Annotated in this window: 13 protein-coding genes and 1 tRNA gene; 8 read left to right on the top strand and 6 right to left on the bottom strand. The window is 30.3% G+C overall.

The window, feature by feature from the left end:
* Positions 1–7: 7 nt before the first annotated feature.
* Complete coding sequence (dnaE, locus tag Lupro_RS06050) at positions 8–4,528, bottom strand: DNA polymerase III subunit alpha (RefSeq protein ID WP_068207334.1); 4,521 nt, start codon at positions 4,526–4,528, stop codon at positions 8–10.
* 291 nt (positions 4,529–4,819) lie between these two features.
* Between dnaE and Lupro_RS06045 the strand changes: the two genes are divergently transcribed.
* The 3 genes from Lupro_RS06045 to Lupro_RS06035 all read left to right on the top strand — a co-directional run bounded on the left by Lupro_RS06045 (position 4,820) and on the right by Lupro_RS06035 (position 6,123).
* Entirely contained in the window at positions 4,820–5,404 is a 585-nt protein-coding gene (locus Lupro_RS06045; protein WP_068207331.1) for a 30S ribosomal protein S16, read from the top strand.
* A gap of 11 nt (positions 5,405–5,415) precedes the next feature.
* Positions 5,416–5,943, top strand: coding sequence for a ribosome maturation factor RimM (gene rimM / locus Lupro_RS06040; protein ID WP_068207329.1), 528 nt, complete (start codon positions 5,416–5,418; stop codon positions 5,941–5,943).
* Between the two features lie 95 nt (positions 5,944–6,038).
* Positions 6,039–6,123: transfer RNA gene (locus Lupro_RS06035), tRNA-Ser, on the top strand.
* Between the two features lie 41 nt (positions 6,124–6,164).
* Here Lupro_RS06035 and Lupro_RS06030 read toward each other — a convergent pair.
* Positions 6,165–8,726: a M14 family zinc carboxypeptidase gene (locus tag Lupro_RS06030; RefSeq protein WP_068207326.1), complete on the bottom strand. Its 2,562-nt coding sequence runs from the start codon at positions 8,724–8,726 to the stop codon at positions 6,165–6,167.
* Between the two features lie 200 nt (positions 8,727–8,926).
* Between Lupro_RS06030 and Lupro_RS06025 the strand changes: the two genes are divergently transcribed.
* Complete coding sequence (locus Lupro_RS06025; protein WP_227807489.1) at positions 8,927–9,586, top strand: tRNA1(Val) (adenine(37)-N6)-methyltransferase; 660 nt, start codon at positions 8,927–8,929, stop codon at positions 9,584–9,586.
* 30 nt (positions 9,587–9,616) lie between these two features.
* Here the strand turns inward: Lupro_RS06025 and Lupro_RS06020 are convergent, their stop codons facing one another.
* On the bottom strand, positions 9,617–10,984 hold the full coding sequence (locus Lupro_RS06020; protein ID WP_068207321.1) for a saccharopine dehydrogenase family protein: 1,368 nt from the start codon (positions 10,982–10,984) through the stop codon (positions 9,617–9,619).
* A gap of 76 nt (positions 10,985–11,060) precedes the next feature.
* A complete protein-coding gene (locus tag Lupro_RS06015; protein ID WP_068207318.1) occupies positions 11,061–11,291 on the bottom strand; it encodes a putative signal transducing protein in 231 nt (76 codons plus the stop codon).
* 62 nt (positions 11,292–11,353) lie between these two features.
* Here Lupro_RS06015 and Lupro_RS06010 point away from each other — a divergent pair, with 62 nt between their 5' ends.
* Both Lupro_RS06010 and pckA read left to right on the top strand, forming a co-directional pair.
* Positions 11,354–11,719, top strand: a complete 366-nt coding sequence (locus tag Lupro_RS06010) for a DUF423 domain-containing protein (protein WP_068207315.1) — start codon at positions 11,354–11,356, stop codon at positions 11,717–11,719.
* 308 nt (positions 11,720–12,027) lie between these two features.
* Positions 12,028–13,650 (top strand): phosphoenolpyruvate carboxykinase (ATP), encoded by a 1,623-nt coding sequence (pckA, locus tag Lupro_RS06005; protein WP_068207313.1) that lies wholly within the window; start codon positions 12,028–12,030, stop codon positions 13,648–13,650.
* A 157-nt stretch (positions 13,651–13,807) separates the two neighbouring features.
* Here pckA and Lupro_RS06000 read toward each other — a convergent pair whose 3' ends face one another.
* Complete coding sequence (locus tag Lupro_RS06000; protein ID WP_068207311.1) at positions 13,808–14,230, bottom strand: DUF6146 family protein; 423 nt, start codon at positions 14,228–14,230, stop codon at positions 13,808–13,810.
* 81 nt (positions 14,231–14,311) lie between these two features.
* Here Lupro_RS06000 and Lupro_RS05995 point away from each other — a divergent pair, with 81 nt between their 5' ends.
* Positions 14,312–14,875 carry a DNA-3-methyladenine glycosylase I gene (locus Lupro_RS05995; RefSeq protein WP_068207308.1) on the top strand — a complete coding sequence of 188 codons (564 nt, stop codon included), beginning with the start codon at positions 14,312–14,314 and terminating at the stop codon, positions 14,873–14,875.
* Between the two features lie 10 nt (positions 14,876–14,885).
* On the opposite strand, the gene Lupro_RS05990 is transcribed toward Lupro_RS05995, so the two are convergent.
* Positions 14,886–15,896, bottom strand: coding sequence for an SRPBCC family protein (locus tag Lupro_RS05990; protein WP_068207305.1), 1,011 nt, complete (start codon positions 15,894–15,896; stop codon positions 14,886–14,888).
* A gap of 93 nt (positions 15,897–15,989) precedes the next feature.
* On the opposite strand from Lupro_RS05990, the gene Lupro_RS05985 reads away from it, so the two are divergent.
* Positions 15,990–18,023, top strand: coding sequence for a dipeptidyl-peptidase 3 family protein (locus tag Lupro_RS05985; RefSeq protein ID WP_068207302.1), 2,034 nt, complete (start codon positions 15,990–15,992; stop codon positions 18,021–18,023).

The raw sequence follows: 18,023 nt of genomic DNA, 5'->3' as shown, positions 1-18,023 counted from the left end.
TTTATTTTTAATTGAGTTTAAAACGTATTTCTTCATCTTCTAACACTTTTAAAAACTCATTATCTACTTTTACTTTTGTAGATCTACTGTGTAAAGTTAATTTCATTTTTTCGGTTAAATCATAGACTAAAAAATCCAATGGAACAGATCCTTCATTTTCTTTTAGGAGTTTATTTAGTTTTTGAATTGATTCTTTATTTATTTTATTAATATCTAATTGAAGGGTTATTTTTTTAGATTGCTTTTCTAATACATCTTGTAAAATTTGAATATCTAAAAAATTTATTCTTGGCTCACTTTTTTTTCCTTCTTTGTTAATCCAACCTGGACTAATGTTTACTTTAATTTGACGAAATTCATTTTCAATTAAAAAGGGTCTGAATTTTAAATAACTTTCTTTAAAAATTCTAAACTCATGGCTATCGCTATAATCTACAACAACAAAAGAGGCCCATTTATTGCCATTTTGAGAAGTTCTGTGTTGAACATTTGATAAAATTCCAGAAAAAGTAAAATTAGCACCTACGTATTTATTTAAGTCTTCTTTAAAAACCGATACAGATGTATTGCTAAAAAACTTCACTTCATTTTTAAAATCATCTAATGGGTGCCCAGAAATATAAATACCAACCATTTCTTTTTCTTTAGATAACTCTTCCATCATTCCCCATTTTTCAGCAGCGGGTATTTCGGGTTCTGGAAATTGAATCTCTGATGCTTCTCCAAACATAGAAATTTGTGCTGAATTTTTATTTTCCTGATATTTATTTCCAAACCGAAGTGCTCTTTCAATAAAAGTGACACCTTTTTCATCCAATTGATAGTATTGAGCACGATGTACATTTTTGAAAGAATCAAGAGCACCAGCCATTACCAAGCCATCAAATGCTCTTTTGTTTGCGGCACGTAAATCTACACGTTTGGTTATATCAAAAATAGAAGTATAAGGGCCATTTTTTTTACGCTCTTCTACAATAGCTTCAACAGCAGATGCTCCAACACCTTTTATGGCTCCCATTCCAAATCTAATGGCTCCTTCTTTATTTACAGCAAATTTCAGGTATGATTCGTTAACATCGGGTCCTAATACAGATATTCCTGCACGTTTACATTCTTCCATAAAAAAGGTCACTTGCTTAATGTCATTCATATTGTTAGACAATACAGCTGCCATAAATTCAGAAGGGTAATGTGCTTTTAAATAGGCTGTTTGGTAGGCAATGTAAGCGTAACATGTAGAGTGAGACTTATTAAATGCATAGGCTGCAAAAGCTTCCCAATCTTTCCAAATTTTTTCTAAAATTTCTTCAGGATGCTTATTTGCTTTTCCTCCCTTGATAAATTTAGGTTTTAACTCAGTAAGCATAGAGAATATTTTTTTACCCATAGCTTTACGTAACTTATCAGCTTCACCTTTGGTGAAGCCAGCTATTTTTTGGGAGAGTAGCATTACTTGTTCTTGATAAACAGTAACGCCATAAGTTTCCTTTAAATACTCTTCCATTTCAGGTAAATCGTATTCAATAGCTTCTTCACCATGTTTTCGCATAATGAATAGAGGAATGTACTCCATTGGACCCGGTCTATAGAGCGCATTCATAGCAATTAAATCGGCAAACTCAGTGGGTTTTAAGGCTTTCATATGCTTTTGCATACCAGGAGATTCATATTGGAAAACACCAATAGTTTCTCCTTTTTGAAAAAGTTCGTATGTTTTAGGGTCGTCTAGAGGAAAATCATCTGGAATTAATTCTATACCATGAATTGCTTTTATAATTTTTACTGCGTCTTTTATAAGTGTTAGGGTTTTTAGCCCTAGAAAATCCATTTTTAGTAACCCTGCATCTTCAACCACATTATTGTCAAATTGTGTGACATACATGTCACTATCTTTGGCGGTAGCAACAGGAACTAAGTTCGTTATTTTTTCAGGTGTAATAATAACACCACAAGCATGAGTTCCGGTGTTTCTAACAGACCCTTCTAAAGCAATTGCTTGTTTAATGGTAACAGCTTGCAAATCATCACCTTCAGCAATGGTTCTTAATTCGCTAATATTGTCAAATTCTTCACTTCTTAAACCATTAACTTTTGCTTTGCTTTTTTTATCATCACCAAAAATATCTTTTAATTTTATTAGCGGAATTAATTTAGCAATTCTATCTGCATCAGATAAAGGTAAGTCAAGTGCTCGTGCAGTATCTCTTATGGAAGATTTGGCTGCCATAGTTCCGTAGGTAATAATTTGAGCTACCTGGCTTGCACCATATTTATTAATAACAAAATCGATTACTTTTTGTCTACCTTCATCGTCAAAGTCTATATCAATATCAGGAAGAGATACACGATCAGGATTTAAGAAACGCTCAAAAAGTAAATTGTATTTTATAGGGTCAATATTGGTAATCCATAAGCAATAAGCAACTGCTGAACCAGCTGCTGAACCACGACCAGGCCCTACAGAAACACCCATTTTACGAGCTTCTAAAATAAAATCCCAAACAATTAAGAAGTACCCAGGATAGCCTGTCATTTCAATAATAGAAAGTTCAAAGTCTAATCGTTCTTGAATGTTTTTGTCTAATTTTTCACCATATCGTTTTTTAGCACCTTCAAAAGTTAAATATTTTAAGTAGGTGTTTTCACCTCGTACACCACCATCAATGGCGTCTTTAGGATTGATAAAGCGTTCAGGAATATTGAATTTAGGAAGTAGTACATCTCTTTTTAAGGAGTATATTTCTATTTTATCTACTATTTCTTGGGTGTTATAAATTGCTTCTGGTAAGTTAGCGAACAACTTTTTCATTTGTTCTTGCGACTTAAAATAGTATTCGTTATTTGGTAAACCGTATCTATAACCTCTACCTCTTCCTTTTGGAGTTGCTACTTTTTCATTGTCTTTTACACACAGTAAAATATCATGAGCTTCAGCCTCATCTTCAGTGGTGTAAAATGTATTGTTGGTAGCAATTAGTTTTACATTGTGTTTTTTAGAAAATTGTATAAGAACATCATTTACGTGGTTTTCATTTTCTTGCTGATGCCGCATGACTTCCAAATAAAAATCTTCTCCAAATTGTTCTTTCCACCAAAGTAGTGCTTCTTCAGCCTGTTTTTCACCAATGTTTAATATTTTACTAGGTATTTCACCGTATAAATTTCCTGATAAAACAATTAAATCTTCTTTGTATTGCTCAATAATATGTTTATCAATTCTAGGCACATAATAAAATCCATCTGTATGCGAAAGAGAAGACATCTTAGCCAAATTATGATAGCCATTTTTATTTTTTGCTAAAAAAACAATTTGATAACCATTGTCTTTGTGCGTTCTATCAGTATGATTTTCACAAACATTAAATTCACAACCTAAAATGGGTTTAAATAATGTTTTAGGCTCTTTAGTAGCAAATGATAGATCTATTTTTTCTTTTTTAGTTTCACTTACTTCACTTACTTCACTTACTTCACTTACTTCACTTACTTCACTTACTTCACTTACTTCTTTTGTTTCTTTTTTTGCAATTTCTAGAAGTGCTTTTTTTGCATCTTCTATTTTTTTATTATAGGCTATTTTATCTTTGTTAGAATTTAAAGCTTCTTCAATAAAATAAAAGGCGCCCATCATATTTCCAGTATCGGTTAAAGCTACCGCTGGCATGTTATTTTTTATTGCTGAGTTTATAAGGTTACTTACACTTGAGGTAGATTGTAACACAGAAAATTGCGAGTGACAATGTAAATGTGAAAAATGAACACCTTGAAGTTCTTCAATGGCATTGCCTAATTCTTTAAAGGTTTCAACTTCTGTTTCAAGTTTTTCTTTTTTTAATTTTTCACTTTCTTTTTTAAGGTTTACATGTTTTAAGCCAATAACATCTATAGTTGTTGGATTTTTAGCGTCAAAATTTTGAAAATAATCATTAGGAACATCTAATTGTTCAAAGGTATAATTACGTCGCCTAATTAATTCTAAAAAGCAACGTGTAGTAGCTTCAACATCGGCAGTTGCATTATGGGCTTCACTAAAAGGTGTGTTGAATAAATGTTGATGTAACTCGGTTAGGGTTGGTAGTTTAAACTTTCCATACCTACCTCCTTGAAGTTGACACAAACTAGCTGTTTTTTCAGTACAAGTGTCTAAAACTGGCATTTGATTTAGGTTGGTGCTAATTCCTTTTCTATGAAATTCACATCCCATAATGTTTAAATCAAATTTCACATTTTGACCAACTACGAATTTTGATTTAGAAAGTGCTTTATTAAAGAAATACAAAACTTTTTCTAAGTCTTCTCCTTTTTCTTTTGCTAGTTGGGTAGAAATACCATGTATTTGTTCAGCATCATAGGGAATGTTGTAATCTTCAGGGATTATTAAAAAATCTTGCTGTTCAATTAACTCTCCGTATATGTTGTGCAGTTGCCATGCTATTTGCACACATCGTGGCCAATTATCAGTATCGGTAATTGGGGCATCCCATTTTTTTGGTAAACCAGTGGTTTCTGTGTCAAATATTAAAAACATGTACTAGAATATTTTTGCGAAAGTATGAGTTTTTAAAAGTATGAATTTAAAAGATTTAACAATTCTTAACAGCAGCTTTTTTATTAACAAATTTAATTTAGTTTTAATATTGAGTTGTTTTTTACCGAACTAATTGATATTCAGTTTGTAGGCTTGCCATACGCTATATTTATAAAAGTGTTTATAGAGCAGTAAAATAAGCTGAAAGATAATGTGTTTAATTGAAAATATCTCACTATATTTGCGCACTTAATTAATAATCAAGGTTTCGTACCTTAAAATTTTAAACAAATGCCAGTAAAAATTAGATTACAAAGACACGGTAAAAAAGGAAAACCATTTTATTGGATAGTAGCTGCAGATGCACGTGCTAAAAGAGATGGTAAGTATTTAGAAAAAATTGGGACTTACAATCCTAATACAAATCCTGCTTCTATTGATTTAGATGTTGATGGAGCCGTAAAATGGTTGCAAAATGGAGCTCAACCAACTGACACAGCAAAAGCAATTTTATCTTATAAAGGAGCTATGCTAAAAAATCACTTAGTAGGTGGTGTTAGGAAAGGAGCGTTAACAGAAGAGCAAGCTGAAGAAAAATTTCAAGCTTGGATAGCAGAAAAAGAAGCAAAACTTACGGCTAAAAAAGAAGGTTTATCAAAAGCTGAAGCTGAAGCAAAAGCAACTGCATTAGCTGCTGAAGTAAAAATAAATGAAGAGCGTTTAGCTGCTGCCCAAGAAACCGAAAATGCTGCAATTAAAGCTGAAGCTGATGCTAAGGCCGCAGAAAAAGCTGCAACAGAAGAAGTAGTTGAAGAAACCCCTCAAACAATTGATGACGCACAAGCTGCAGCATCAGAAGACGGGAAAACAGAGTAATTGTTGCGATAATGCGTAAAGAAGATTGTTTTTATTTAGGCAAAATCGTACGGAAACATAGTTTTAAAGGGGAAGTAGTTGTTAAATTAGACACTGATGAACCTGAATTATATCAAAATTTGGAATCAATATTTGTTGCTTTAGGCAATGATTTGGTTCCTTTTTTTATTGAAAAAAGTTTACTTCAAAAAGGAAATCAACTTCGACTTAAACTTGAAGATATTAGTAGTGAAGAGGAAGCTAATGAAGTTTTAGGAGGGGAAATTTATATGCCTTTAGAATTTTTACCAAAATTAACAGGAAATAAATTTTACTATCATGAAATAATCAATTTTGATATTGAAGATGTTAATTTTGGATATGTTGGTGTAATTACAGGAGTAAACGATACCACAGCACAAGCATTATTTGAAGTAAATGCTAATGGTACAACAATTTTTATTCCTATGATTGATCATTTTATTAAAAAAGTTGATAGAGACAATAATAAAATTATTGTTGAAACTCCTGAAGGTTTAATTGATTTGTATTTAGCGTAAAATTTGTAGCATTACAAGCTGTGAAATAACAAAGAAATCTTATTTCTTAAAAAATATTAATTGTTATAGTAAAAAATGACTTGCAATTAAAAAATAGAGAGGTGGCCGAGTGGTCGAAGGCGCACGCCTGGAAAGTGTGTATACGGCAACGTATCGAGGGTTCGAATCCCTTCCTCTCTGCAAAATAGAAGACTCTAAGTAATAGGTTTTATATACAGAAATTAATAAGGAACTTTAATTAAATTACCAAAAAAGACGGCATTCATAAATAATTTATTGGTTCCATACCAAGCTCCTCTAAAATTTGGATTGTCAGCAAATAATACAACTCTTCCATTTCCAATTTCACTCACAATAATAGCCGCAGATTTTTTTATATAATTATTAATATTGTATGGAGTTACATAGCCATCAATATGTGGGTTTTGGGTGTATTTAGCAACTGTTGAAAACCGACTTTTGCTTGGGTTTAAAAACACTTTGTTATTTTTGTAAATAGGCATTTCCTTATCGTGATACCCATAAGCTATAGGATGTGTTAAGTCTAAATTAATTTTAAAAATAGCACCTCCTATATTTTGTTTACCTATAACACCTCTAGAATTAGCATAATCAATCCTTATTTTTGTAGAATCTTTCACTGTTTTAAGCAAGCTTTCAGCTACAATTTCATTTTTAATAACCCAAGAACTTGCTGCTCTTGTAGTTATTAAAGTGTTTCCTTGAGCCACCCACTGTTTTAATTTGTCTTTAATTTTTTTACTTAATTGTTCGTAATTTCCAGAGACTAAAATAATAACATTATATCTTTGTAAATCAGTCCTGTTAAAAATTCTTTCAGGCACTTTTACTATTGGCATTTGCATACGTTGTTCAAATAAATGCCATACTTCACCAACTTCATACGAAGATGTACCTCCTTCAACAATCATCATAACTTTAGGTTGCTTTAAGGTTACAAAATTAGTGCTACCTATGTCAATTCCTTTCAAACTATACCCTGTATTAACAGTATATATTTGAATTGAATGTTGTTTACTTACAGTATTTAAAATTGAAAATAGCGTATCTTTAGTCATGTTTTGAATGCTAACAGGAATTAATAAAGAACCTCTGTCAAAATATTTTTTAGTGCCATTAGCTATGGTTGTAATGGGTTGCATAGCCGTTTTTACAATTACGCCTTTTTGCTGTAGTTTATATAAAATAGCTGGGGAGTAATAATCATCCCATGAAATTAAATAAGCATAATTACTCAGTGCAAAATTATGGGTAGTAATGTTATTTGACGCTAAAGTTATTTCATTTTTTAAAATAGGATTTTTCAGTAATGTACCATATTTCATATTATAAAAATTCGCTACAGACCAAGAGGATGCATCATAAAAAACACTATCTCTGTATTTTTTGTAAGTTTCAAACATAGTTCGAATCATTAAATATTCTTTTTGTTTGGTGGGAACAATAAAAGCATTTCCTTTTTTATAGACTTTGTTGTTTACAGTCTTATTTTTAGTTATAGGATATACTTTAATTTGGTGTTTTAATAATAAATCAACAAATGCTTTATTTCTGTTTTTATCATAATTATCTCCAAAAATATATCCTTTCACTTTGCTTTTTGAAGCTTGTTCAATAGCTTTCTTAAAAAAATTATTTTGGTACGTATATAGCAATTTTTTATTTTTAATAGCTGCCTTTATAGTTGCAAAAGTTGAAACGTATTGATTTCTAATTGTGAAGGCAAAAGACAAGTTTCCTGTTGTAGTTTCCTGTACAAGCCCTCTTGAGGCTGCTTGCTCAAATAGCAAAGCTAATGAGCCTTGTAAATCTCCATAAGTTGAACCATAACCTGGGTATGTAGCATCGTATCTCTCTTTGGTAAAGTACAGGGATCCTATTTTATCTAAATCTGCACTAAATTGTTTAGCAAAAGTTAAAGTTAACGAAGTGTAATTTTCATTTGGAGTAACGGGGTTTAAAGAAGCAGATAGAGGTTTTGGTTCAAAAAAGTAGGTGCTAGTAGTACTCATTTCATGAAAATCAGTAACCACATTAGGATACCATTGATGAAACCATTTTAACCGAGCATTACTTTCTGGTTGAACGGCTAACAGTAAATCTCTATTTAAATCAAATAAATAGTGATTGGTTCTTCCTTTAGGCCAAACTTCATTGTGTTCAATATCAAATTTATCGGCTATCAAAGGATTTCCTTTGTAGCGATTTACCCAATTTGTGTAGCGGTCTCTACCATCAGGGTTTATTGTTGGATCAAGGAAAATAATAGTTTTGTCAAGGTATTCTTTTATTTTAGGATTTTCTGAAGCAACTAATGTATAAGCCGCTAACAATGCGGCTTCACTGCTAGAGGGCTCATTGCCATGCACATTGTATGCTAAATTTATAAAAATAGGCAAATTATTATAATCAGTAACATTCGTTTTCTCACTAACAACTTGTAGGTGTTTTTCCTTTAAAGAAGCTAGATTTTTATGATTTTTTAAACTAGTAATTGTTAGCACCAACAATTTTCTGTTTTCAGTTGTTTTTCCATAAACTTCAATAGAAACCCTATTAGAAAGTGAAGCTAGTTTTTCCAGGTATGCAACAATTAAATCATGACGTGTGTGATAATCACCTATTTGATATCCTAAAAACTCTTCGGGAGTTGGAATATTTTTGTTAAAAGGTTGGTATTCTTTAAAATAATAATTTTGAGAGTTAGCAAAACTTTGTATTAGAAGGAATACAATAATTGAAAGTTGTTTTAATTTTCCCATAAGAATAAAAAATAAATGAAAGAATAATTTAAATTAAAAGAATTGAGTATAAATTTACTAATAAGTATAAAACAAAATATAAAAAAAAAGATTTTTTATTTAAATAGTATAACTTTGAACTTTGAAATTTAGTACTTAAACTTTATATGAACAAACCTTTTTACTTTAAACAATTTACAATTCAACAAAATAAAACAGCTATGAAAGTAGGAACTGATGGTGTTTTATTAGGGGCTTGGGCACAACTACAAGATGAAGTAAATACTATTTTAGATGTTGGTTCAGGAACAGGACTTATTGCCTTGATACTGGCTCAACGTTCCATTGCTGAAACTATTGATGCTGTTGAATTAAATGGCGAAGCATATGAAGAAACCGTAGAAAATTTTGAAAATAGTGATTGGGGAGATCGATTATTTTGTTACCATGCATCACTACAAGAATTTGCTGATGAAATTGATGATAAATACGATTTTATTATCTCCAACCCTCCATTTTATACATCAACTTACAAAGAATTGCCAAAAGAAAGAGCCATGGCAAGGCATACGGAAAGTTTAACTTACACAGAGCTGCTTTTGGGAGTTTCTAAGTTATTATCTAAAAAAGGAAGTTGCGCTTTTGTTATTCCCTATGAAGAAGAAAGTAGTTTTATTGAAATTGCCAAGCAACATAAGTTATTACCCCATAGAATTACCCATGTAAAAGGAACTGAAAATTCTGTAATAAAAAGAAGTTTATTGCAACTTTCATTTTCTAAAAAAATTATAGAAAAAGACGAATTAATTATTGAAATTAAACGTCATAAATACACTCCAAAATATATTGAATTAGTAAAGGATTTTTATTTAAAAATGTAGTATTTAACAAATAAAAATCCTTTTGCTGTTTTAATTAAGAGATTCAAGGTTGTAACCGTAATAAGGCACATTTTTCTCTTTGAATATTATTCCGTTTTCTTTTAATTCTTTTAAAATAGGCTCGTAAACTTCTTTATTAATTGGAATTTGCACACCAGGAGTTTTAATTTCTTTATTTAGAATTTTTAAAGTTGCAATGGCAACAGGTAAACCAACTGTTTTAGCCATTGCTGTATACGTTTGATTGTCTCCTATGCAAACCATACTGCTCTCAATTTGGTGTTTTATTCCATTTAATTCGTAACCAAAAAGATGTTGCATCACAATCATATCTTTGTCATCTTCTTTTAAAGTCCAGCTATCTTTCAGTATTTTTTCAAGTATTTGAGCAGGAGTTGCATTTTTTAATGCAATTTTTTTTGTGGGGCTAAAAATATTTAATTCAAGTAGTTTCTCCCAAATAATATCATCTTGATCAATTTTTAAACAGTGACGTAGTTTTAATTCAACAGAATCATTGGGGTTGTACGGTAAAAAAGAATTTGTAAAATCGCGATAACTCATATTTTCAGAATCTTCAATAGTGTAACTATCATCAGTCATTCCCAGTTGCACAAAAATATTCCAGGCTCTAGAATAACCAACCCTTCTAATAGTTCCTCTGTATAAGGTTAAAATAGTATCTAAATTGTAAACACTTTTATACTTTAAAGAATCTCTGTTGGCATACGCTTCAAATTTACCGTATCCATCAATATGTAATATTTCTGTACGTCTAAATAATTTGTGATACGGTATGTATTTATATCTTCCTTCTTGTAAAAATTTAGCAGCACCACCTTGCCCTGCTAAAACAACATTTCTAGGGTTCCAAGTAAATTTATAATTCCATAAATTATCGTCACTTTCAGGAGCAACTAAGCCACCAGTAAACGATTCAAAAAGTAGCATTTTACCTCCTTTTTCTCTAATTGAATCTATTACTTGCATGGCACTCATATGATCTATTCCTGGGTCTAAGCCAATTTCATTCATGAAAATTAAGTTCTTTTCAACAGCTTCATCATTTAAAGCTTTCATTTCTTTAGAAATGTAAGAAGCTGTAACCATATTTTTCCCAAAGGTTAAGCAGTCTTTAGCAATATTTAAATGCAAATGTGCTGGTAGCATTGAAATTACAATATCTGCCTGTTTAATAGCCGTCTGTCTCTCGGTCTCATTAAAAATGTCTAATTCTAAGGCAGTACCATTTTTATGATTTAGAATTCTATTTTCAGCATTTTTTAATGTAATATCAGCAATAGTGATATGTAAATTTTCAACAAAAGATTTATTAAGTAAATACGTTATTAAAGATGAAGAAGATCTACCTGCACCAATTAACAAAATGTTTCTCATTTTAGTGTGTTTAAGGATTTATTTGATTGACGAAAATACAAATTTAAAATATTAATTTAGGAGATAATATTATTAATTATTCATCAGTATTTAAGTCTAATAATAGTTGTTTGGCATTGTCAAAATCACGAGCATTTACTTTAAGTTTGTAGCCATCAACAAAAGCAGTTCCTATAGTGGTTGTGATATTTTCATCAAAAATAAAACTGTTTATTCCTTCATTGGCTAAAAGTGCTTTTGCAATGTGTATTTCATGAATTAAACTTGCAGTTAATACGGTAACCAGTGTGTCAGAATTATTTTTCATATTTTTGAATTTATATTAAATATACAAATTATTACTTTTACTACAATTATACCTTATAAAAAATGAATAAAAACTTAATAATTACATCATTAATAGGAGCATTAACAATTATTTTAGGAGCTTTTGGAGCTCATAGTTTAAAAGAAATTTTAAGCGTTACGGAATTAAAAAGTTTTGAAACAGCAATTCGCTATCAAATGTATCATGTAATTGTATTGTTATTTGTGAATACGTATTCAAAATTTAACGAGAAAACTAAAAATGGTATAAGCTACCTGTTTTTTATAGGTGTTTTATTCTTTTCAGGATCAATATATGCAATAACTTTAGGTGTAAATGCTAAAAGTATTTGGTTTGTAACTCCGTTAGGAGGTGTTTTTTTTATTTTAGGTTGGTTAAAAATAACATTCTCTTTTTTGAAGAAATAGAAATTTTAATAATTAATAAGAAATCAATTAAATAATGTTTGTTGCCTTAAGTAAATAAGTATATTTTAGCCAAAATTTTTATAGAATAGTAAAGGTAAAAAGTTTTTTTTTATTTTCACCGAAAACGTTTTCGTAAAATAAGTAAAATTTTAAAACTAAATTAATGTATTGAGAATTAAGTGGTTGAATAAATGAAAACGTTTTAGTAAATAATAAATTTTCATGACAAATATCATTATTAGTACCATTGATTTATATGTAAATTTGAATAGAAATTAGTATAAATATTAACGTCCATATAAAAAATAATGAAAGTTATTAAAAAATCAATTCTTATTTCTCTAAAGAATTTAGGGATTAAAGGTATTAAAGAGATTAGTTATAATCCTTCATATGAGGAACTCTATGAAAAAGAATTAGATCCAAATTTAGAAGGTTTTGAAAAAGGATATTTAACAGAACTTGGTGCTGTAAACGTTAAAACTGGAATATTTACAGGTCGTTCACCTAAAGATAAATTTATTGTTGAAGATGCTATTACTAAAGATACTATTTGGTGGACTTCTGAAAAAGCAAAAAATGATAACAAACCCACTTCTCAAGCCGTTTGGAATGAATTGAAAGGCCTAGTTGCTACACAACTTTCAAATAAAAAATTATATGTTGTTGATGCTTTTTGTGGTGCTAATGAAGATACACGTTTAAAAGTACGATTTATAATGGAAGTTGCTTGGCAAGCACATTTTGTTAAAAATATGTTTGTTCGTCCAACTGTTGAAGAATTAGAGAATTTTGGTGAACCAGATTTTGTGGTACTAAATGGCTCAAAAGCTACAAACCCAAATTGGAAAAGGCAGGGTTTGAATTCTGAAAATTTTACGGTATTTAATTTGACAGAGAAAATGCAAGTAATTGGAGGAACTTGGTATGGTGGAGAAATGAAAAAAGGAATGTTTGCAATGATGAATTATTACCTTCCTTTGCAAGGTATTGCATCTATGCATTGCTCAGCAAATAAAGGGAAAGATGGAGATGTAGCCGTATTTTTTGGACTGTCAGGAACAGGAAAAACAACGTTATCAACAGATCCTAAACGTGAGTTGATTGGTGATGATGAGCATGGTTGGGATAATGAAGGTGTTTTTAATTTTGAAGGAGGCTGCTATGCCAAAACAATTAGTTTAGACAAAAATGCCGAGCCAGAAATTTATGGAGCTATAAAAAAAGATGCACTATTAGAAAATGTTACGGTTGATGCCAATGGCAAAATTGATTTTTCTGATGGTTCAGTAACACAAAATACACGTGTTTCGTATCCAATATATCATATTGAAAATATTGTAAAGCCTGTATCTAAAGCGGGTCATGCATCTAAAGTTATTTTTTTAACAGCTGATGCATTTGGGGTTATGCCTCCAGTTTCTAAGTTAACTCATGAACAAACTAAGTATCACTTTCTATCTGGATTTACCGCAAAATTAGCAGGTACAGAAAGAGGTGTTAACGAGCCAACTCCTACATTTTCTGCCTGTTTTGGAGAAGCTTTTTTATCATTACATCCTACTAAATATGGACATGAATTAGTCGAAAAAATGGATGCACACAATACAACTGCCTATTTAGTAAATACAGGGTGGAATGGCTCAGGAAAAAGAATTTCAATTAAAGATACAAGAGCAATTATTGATCGTATTTTAGATGGTTCAATTGAAAGAGCTGAAACAAAAACAATACCAATATTTAATTTAGAAGTTCCACTTGAATTGGCAGAGGTTAATTCAGCTATTTTAGATCCAAGAGATACTTATGAAAATAAGAATGAATGGAATGAAAAAGCAAAAAAATTAGCGGGTTTATTTATTGATAATTTCAAAAAATATACCGATAATGAAGACGGAAAAGCATTGGTAAATGCTGGCCCTCAATTATAAGTAAAAACTTAGAAATATTAAAAGAGGCTGTCTAAAAAGCAATTATACTTGTCATTTTGAACAAAGTGAAAAATCTCAACACCTTGATATATAAGTGTTTAATTTCAAGGAGGTTCTTCATTTACATTCAGAATGACACTTTTTAGACAGCCTCTTTTTAGTTAAAAAATCGCTGTTTATATTTGTATTCAACAAATTTAAAATAATTGTAAAGTTTGTAGTTTACATCAAGTCCATAATCAATATTAAAATCATAATCTATTATATTCTCATAAATAGAATCATCATATCTTAAAGGATTTCTTGCTCTAATGTTCCATTTGGTAACATAAAATTGATTTTTAGTTTCGTAAAATTTTTGAGAGTAATAATTAGCAGGTTTCGCAATTGTATTTAAGTATAGTTTAAATCCAATATCTATAATAATAATTTCATATTCTAAGCTGTCATTTGCAATTCTTACAGCTTCATCAGGTAATTTAGCATTGTTTGTTGTTGTTTTTGTAGTTGAAGAACAGCCAATAATAAATAAACTAATTGTTAGAAAGTAAATTAAAGTTCTCATAATTGGTTGTTTCATAAAATTTAAGGGACAAAAATCATTCCAGTTTTAATATACAACTTTTTTATGATAACTTGAAAAACTAATTTATAAATAGTTATGAGTAAAATACGTTGTAGTTGGTGTGGAGAAAATCCGCTTTATATAGCATATCATGATACGGAGTGGGGTGTACCTGTTTATGATGATGCCAAATTGTTTGAATTTTTAGTTTTAGAAACTTTTCAAGCAGGTTTAAGCTGGATTACAATTTTAAAAAAACGAGAGAACTTTAGAAAAGCTTTTGATAATTTTAATTATAAAAAAATAGCAACCTATAATGAATCTGAATTTGAAAAATTAATTCAAAATGCAGGAATTATTAGAAATAAATTAAAAATAAAAGCAACCATTTCAAATGCTATTGCCTTTATGAAAATTCAGCAAGAATTTGAGTCGTTTTCAAATTATATATGGAGTTTTACCAATGGTAAACCTATTGTTAATAATTGGAGAAATTTACGAGAAGTTCCGGCTACAACAGCACTTTCAAATAGGATTTCTAAAGATTTAAAAAACCGTGGATTTAAGTTTGTAGGGGCAACAGTAATATATGCTTATATGCAAGCTACAGGGATGGTGAATGACCATTTAATTACTTGTTTTAGATATAATGAAGTGTAATTTTTTAGAATTATTTTATAGGTACATAAATTTCTGTAATCCATTTTGAAGGGTTTACATTTTCACGAGGGCCAACAGTATAAACTTCAAAAGGCTCACCATCTTGTTTTTTGACAAATCCCTGCTCATTTATAGCTTTAAAGGTTGCTTGCCAAGCTTCAAAAGAAAATTTGTAATCGCCTTTAAGAATTGTTTTAAACGTTTTTTGAGGTTTTAAAAATCCTGTTAAAATATCTTCAGTAGTAATAATTCGCTCCTTAATTGGAACACAAGTAGAAAACATGGTTGTTTGATTTTCTTCATCCCATTTGTGTGTTATGGTAAATGGTTTTCCAGAAGCATTAATATTATTGTTTTTCATATAATTAAGAATTTTTGTAAGCATTTTTTTCATTTTAAATTCAAAGTCATTTATTTTACTAGAGGTAGTTTGGTATAAATAATATCCGCCACCGAAATATACCACGCCTTTAATTTCAATAGCATGTTTCTCTAATTCTTTTAAAATGTAATTATTTAATAGTGCAAGACCTCTATTGTATATAGGTGTCATATTTTTTTCAATACCACCCTGAGTTAGCCAGTGTAATTTTTCCATAAAATTACTTTTACCTTTCATTCCCCAAGTAATTTTAGTGCCATTATTGCTATTGTTAAATAGCCAGTAAACTTCAGAAGTGCTTCCAGTTCCAAAATCAATTTGTTGGATAATTTCTTTGTTCGGAATCAATGATAAAGTTTTTATAGAGCCATTACTACCTGCTCCACTCCAAGAGTACGATGCACCAACTCCTGAAGTAACTTTGGGAAAAGAAGCTACAATTGTTGAATCTATTTCAAACCAAGTCCCCCAGTTTTGCCAACTTCTAAAATCATTTACAACATTAAAAACCACTTCAATAGGTGCTTTTATTACTTTTGATTGTTTAATGTTGTAACTTCCATCTAAAGTGGCAATGTAAATAGATACTCCAATTATTAGAATAAGCAGTAAATAAAAAATGTATTTTAGAAACCTCATTAGTATCAGTTTTAAGTTAGCTTGTTGCTAAATTACTAAGATAATCATTTTAAAATTATTAAATTTGATGCTTAAAATTAAATAAATAATAAAATGAAAATTAAATATTTCTTAGTCGTGATATTGATGACATCACTTTTGTTTTCTTGTTCAAATAATTCAAAAGAGGATAAAAACAATAAAGAAGTTCAAACACCATTTAATTATGAAGTTGAACAATTTGCAGATGTAAAAATATTGCGATATCAAATTCCTGGTTTCAATGAGCTTTCATTAAAACAAAAAGAGTTGGTATATTATTTATCTCAGGCAGGTATGGTTGGTAGAGATATTATGTACGATCAAAATTATAGACATAACTTAAAAATAAGACGTGCATTAGAGCATATTTACACTAACTATAAAGGAGACAAAACAACAGATGATTGGAAAAATTTTGAAACCTATTTAAAAAGAATATGGTTTTCAAATGGAATACATCACCACTATTCAAATGATAAATTTAAACCAGCATTTTCACAGGAATATTTTGATGTTTTATTAAAAGAAACCAATACAAAACTTACAGGAGAGGCGTATGATGTTATTTTTAATGATGCTGATGCAAAGAAAGTAAATTTAGACGCTTCTAAAGGGTTGTTGAAAGGTTCAGCCATTAATTTTTATTCACCAAATATAACAGAACATGATGTTGATGCTTTTTATGCTTCAAAAATTGATAAAAATGATACAACACCAATTGAATATGGATTGAACTCTAAATTGATAAAAAAGGAGGATGGCACCATAGTGGAGAAAGTTTGGAAAGTTGGTGGAATGTATGATAAAGCTATTGAAAAAATTGTTTATTGGTTAGGAAAAGCCGTTACTGTAGCCGAAAATGACAAACAAGCGAAAGCTCTGAACTTATTAATTGAATATTATAAAACGGGAGATTTAAAAATTTGGGATGATTATAATATTGTTTGGGCAACAAGTACCGAAGGTGATATTGACTATATAAATGGTTTTATTGAAGTTTACAACGATCCAAAAGCATTTAGAGGATCGTATGAAACAATAGTTCAAATTAAAGATTTTGATATGTCAAAAAAAATGGCAGTTGTATCAAAAAATGCACAGTGGTTTGAAGATAATTCAACAATTGATGAAAATCATAAAAAGAAAAATGTTGTAGGTGTTTCATACAAAACAGTGAATGTGGCTTCAGAAGCCGGAGATGCCTCACCTTCAACACCTATTGGTGTTAATTTACCAAATAATAATTGGATTCGTCAGCAACATGGATCAAAATCAGTTTCATTAGGAAACCTAATTGAAGCCTACAATCAAGCTGGTGGAACAGATAAATTGAAAGAGTTTGCTTTTGATGAAGCGGAAGTTAATGCAGAAATAAAATACGGGCATTTAGCTGACAAACTGCATACAGCTTTACATGAAGTAATAGGGCATGCTAGTGGTAAAATTAATCCAGGTGTTGGTCAACCAAAAGAGACCTTAAAAAATTATTCTTCAACCTTAGAAGAAGCACGAGCAGATTTAGTAGGTTTATATTACTTACCTGATGAAAAATTGGTTGAAATGAAGCTTTCACCAAATGCAGTAGGAATAGGAAAAGCGGCTTATGATGGATATATTAGAAATGGTTTAATTACACAATTAATTCGTTTAAATTTAGGAGATGATATTGAAGAGGCTCATATGAGAAACAGACAATTGGTAGCTTCTTGGGCTTTTGAGAAAGGTAAAAAAGAGAATGTAATTGAAAAAGTGGTAAAAAATAATAAAACCTACTTTGTAATTAGAGATTATGACAAATTGAGAACGTTGTTTGGAGATTTATTAAGAGAAATACAACGCATCAAATCTGAAGGAGATTTTGAAGCAGGAAAAGCATTGGTTGAAACGTATGGAGTTAAGGTAGATCAAGCAATGCACAAAGAAGTATTAGAACGTAACAGTAAATTTAAATCGGCTCCATATAGTGGATTTGTAAACCCTGTACTAGTTGCTGAGAAAGATGCTGCGGGTAATATAACAGCCATTAAGGTAACGCAACCTACAGGCTTTGCAGCACAAATGTTAGATTATGCAAAACGGTATACCACGTTACCAGATACGAATTAA

Origin of the sequence: Lutibacter profundi, assembly GCF_001543325.1 — a bacterium.
Classification (GTDB): domain Bacteria; phylum Bacteroidota; class Bacteroidia; order Flavobacteriales; family Flavobacteriaceae; genus Lutibacter; species Lutibacter profundi.
The sequence above is the reverse complement of the archived record's forward strand: the minus strand, read 5'-3'. Positions and strand labels throughout refer to the sequence as shown.

What these genes read in the sequence shown, in the direction of transcription:
- Lupro_RS06015 (WP_068207318.1), bottom strand. Translation starts at nt 11,291, where the DNA reads ATGAAAAATAATTCTGACACACTGGTTACCGTATTAACTGCAAGTTTA.
- Lupro_RS05995 (WP_068207308.1), top strand. Translation starts at nt 14,312, where the DNA reads ATGAGTAAAATACGTTGTAGTTGGTGTGGAGAAAATCCGCTTTATATA.
- pckA (WP_068207313.1), top strand. Translation starts at nt 12,028, where the DNA reads ATGAAAGTTATTAAAAAATCAATTCTTATTTCTCTAAAGAATTTAGGG.
- Lupro_RS05990 (WP_068207305.1), bottom strand. Translation starts at nt 15,896, where the DNA reads ATGAGGTTTCTAAAATACATTTTTTATTTACTGCTTATTCTAATAATT.
- Lupro_RS05985 (WP_068207302.1), top strand. Translation starts at nt 15,990, where the DNA reads ATGAAAATTAAATATTTCTTAGTCGTGATATTGATGACATCACTTTTG.
- dnaE (WP_068207334.1), bottom strand. Translation starts at nt 4,528, where the DNA reads ATGTTTTTAATATTTGACACAGAAACCACTGGTTTACCAAAAAAATGG.
- Lupro_RS06000 (WP_068207311.1), bottom strand. Translation starts at nt 14,230, where the DNA reads ATGAAACAACCAATTATGAGAACTTTAATTTACTTTCTAACAATTAGT.
- rimM (WP_068207329.1), top strand. Translation starts at nt 5,416, where the DNA reads ATGCGTAAAGAAGATTGTTTTTATTTAGGCAAAATCGTACGGAAACAT.
- Lupro_RS06020 (WP_068207321.1), bottom strand. Translation starts at nt 10,984, where the DNA reads ATGAGAAACATTTTGTTAATTGGTGCAGGTAGATCTTCTTCATCTTTA.
- Lupro_RS06045 (WP_068207331.1), top strand. Translation starts at nt 4,820, where the DNA reads ATGCCAGTAAAAATTAGATTACAAAGACACGGTAAAAAAGGAAAACCA.
- Lupro_RS06010 (WP_068207315.1), top strand. Translation starts at nt 11,354, where the DNA reads ATGAATAAAAACTTAATAATTACATCATTAATAGGAGCATTAACAATT.
- Lupro_RS06025 (WP_227807489.1), top strand. Translation starts at nt 8,927, where the DNA reads ATGAAAGTAGGAACTGATGGTGTTTTATTAGGGGCTTGGGCACAACTA.
- Lupro_RS06030 (WP_068207326.1), bottom strand. Translation starts at nt 8,726, where the DNA reads ATGGGAAAATTAAAACAACTTTCAATTATTGTATTCCTTCTAATACAA.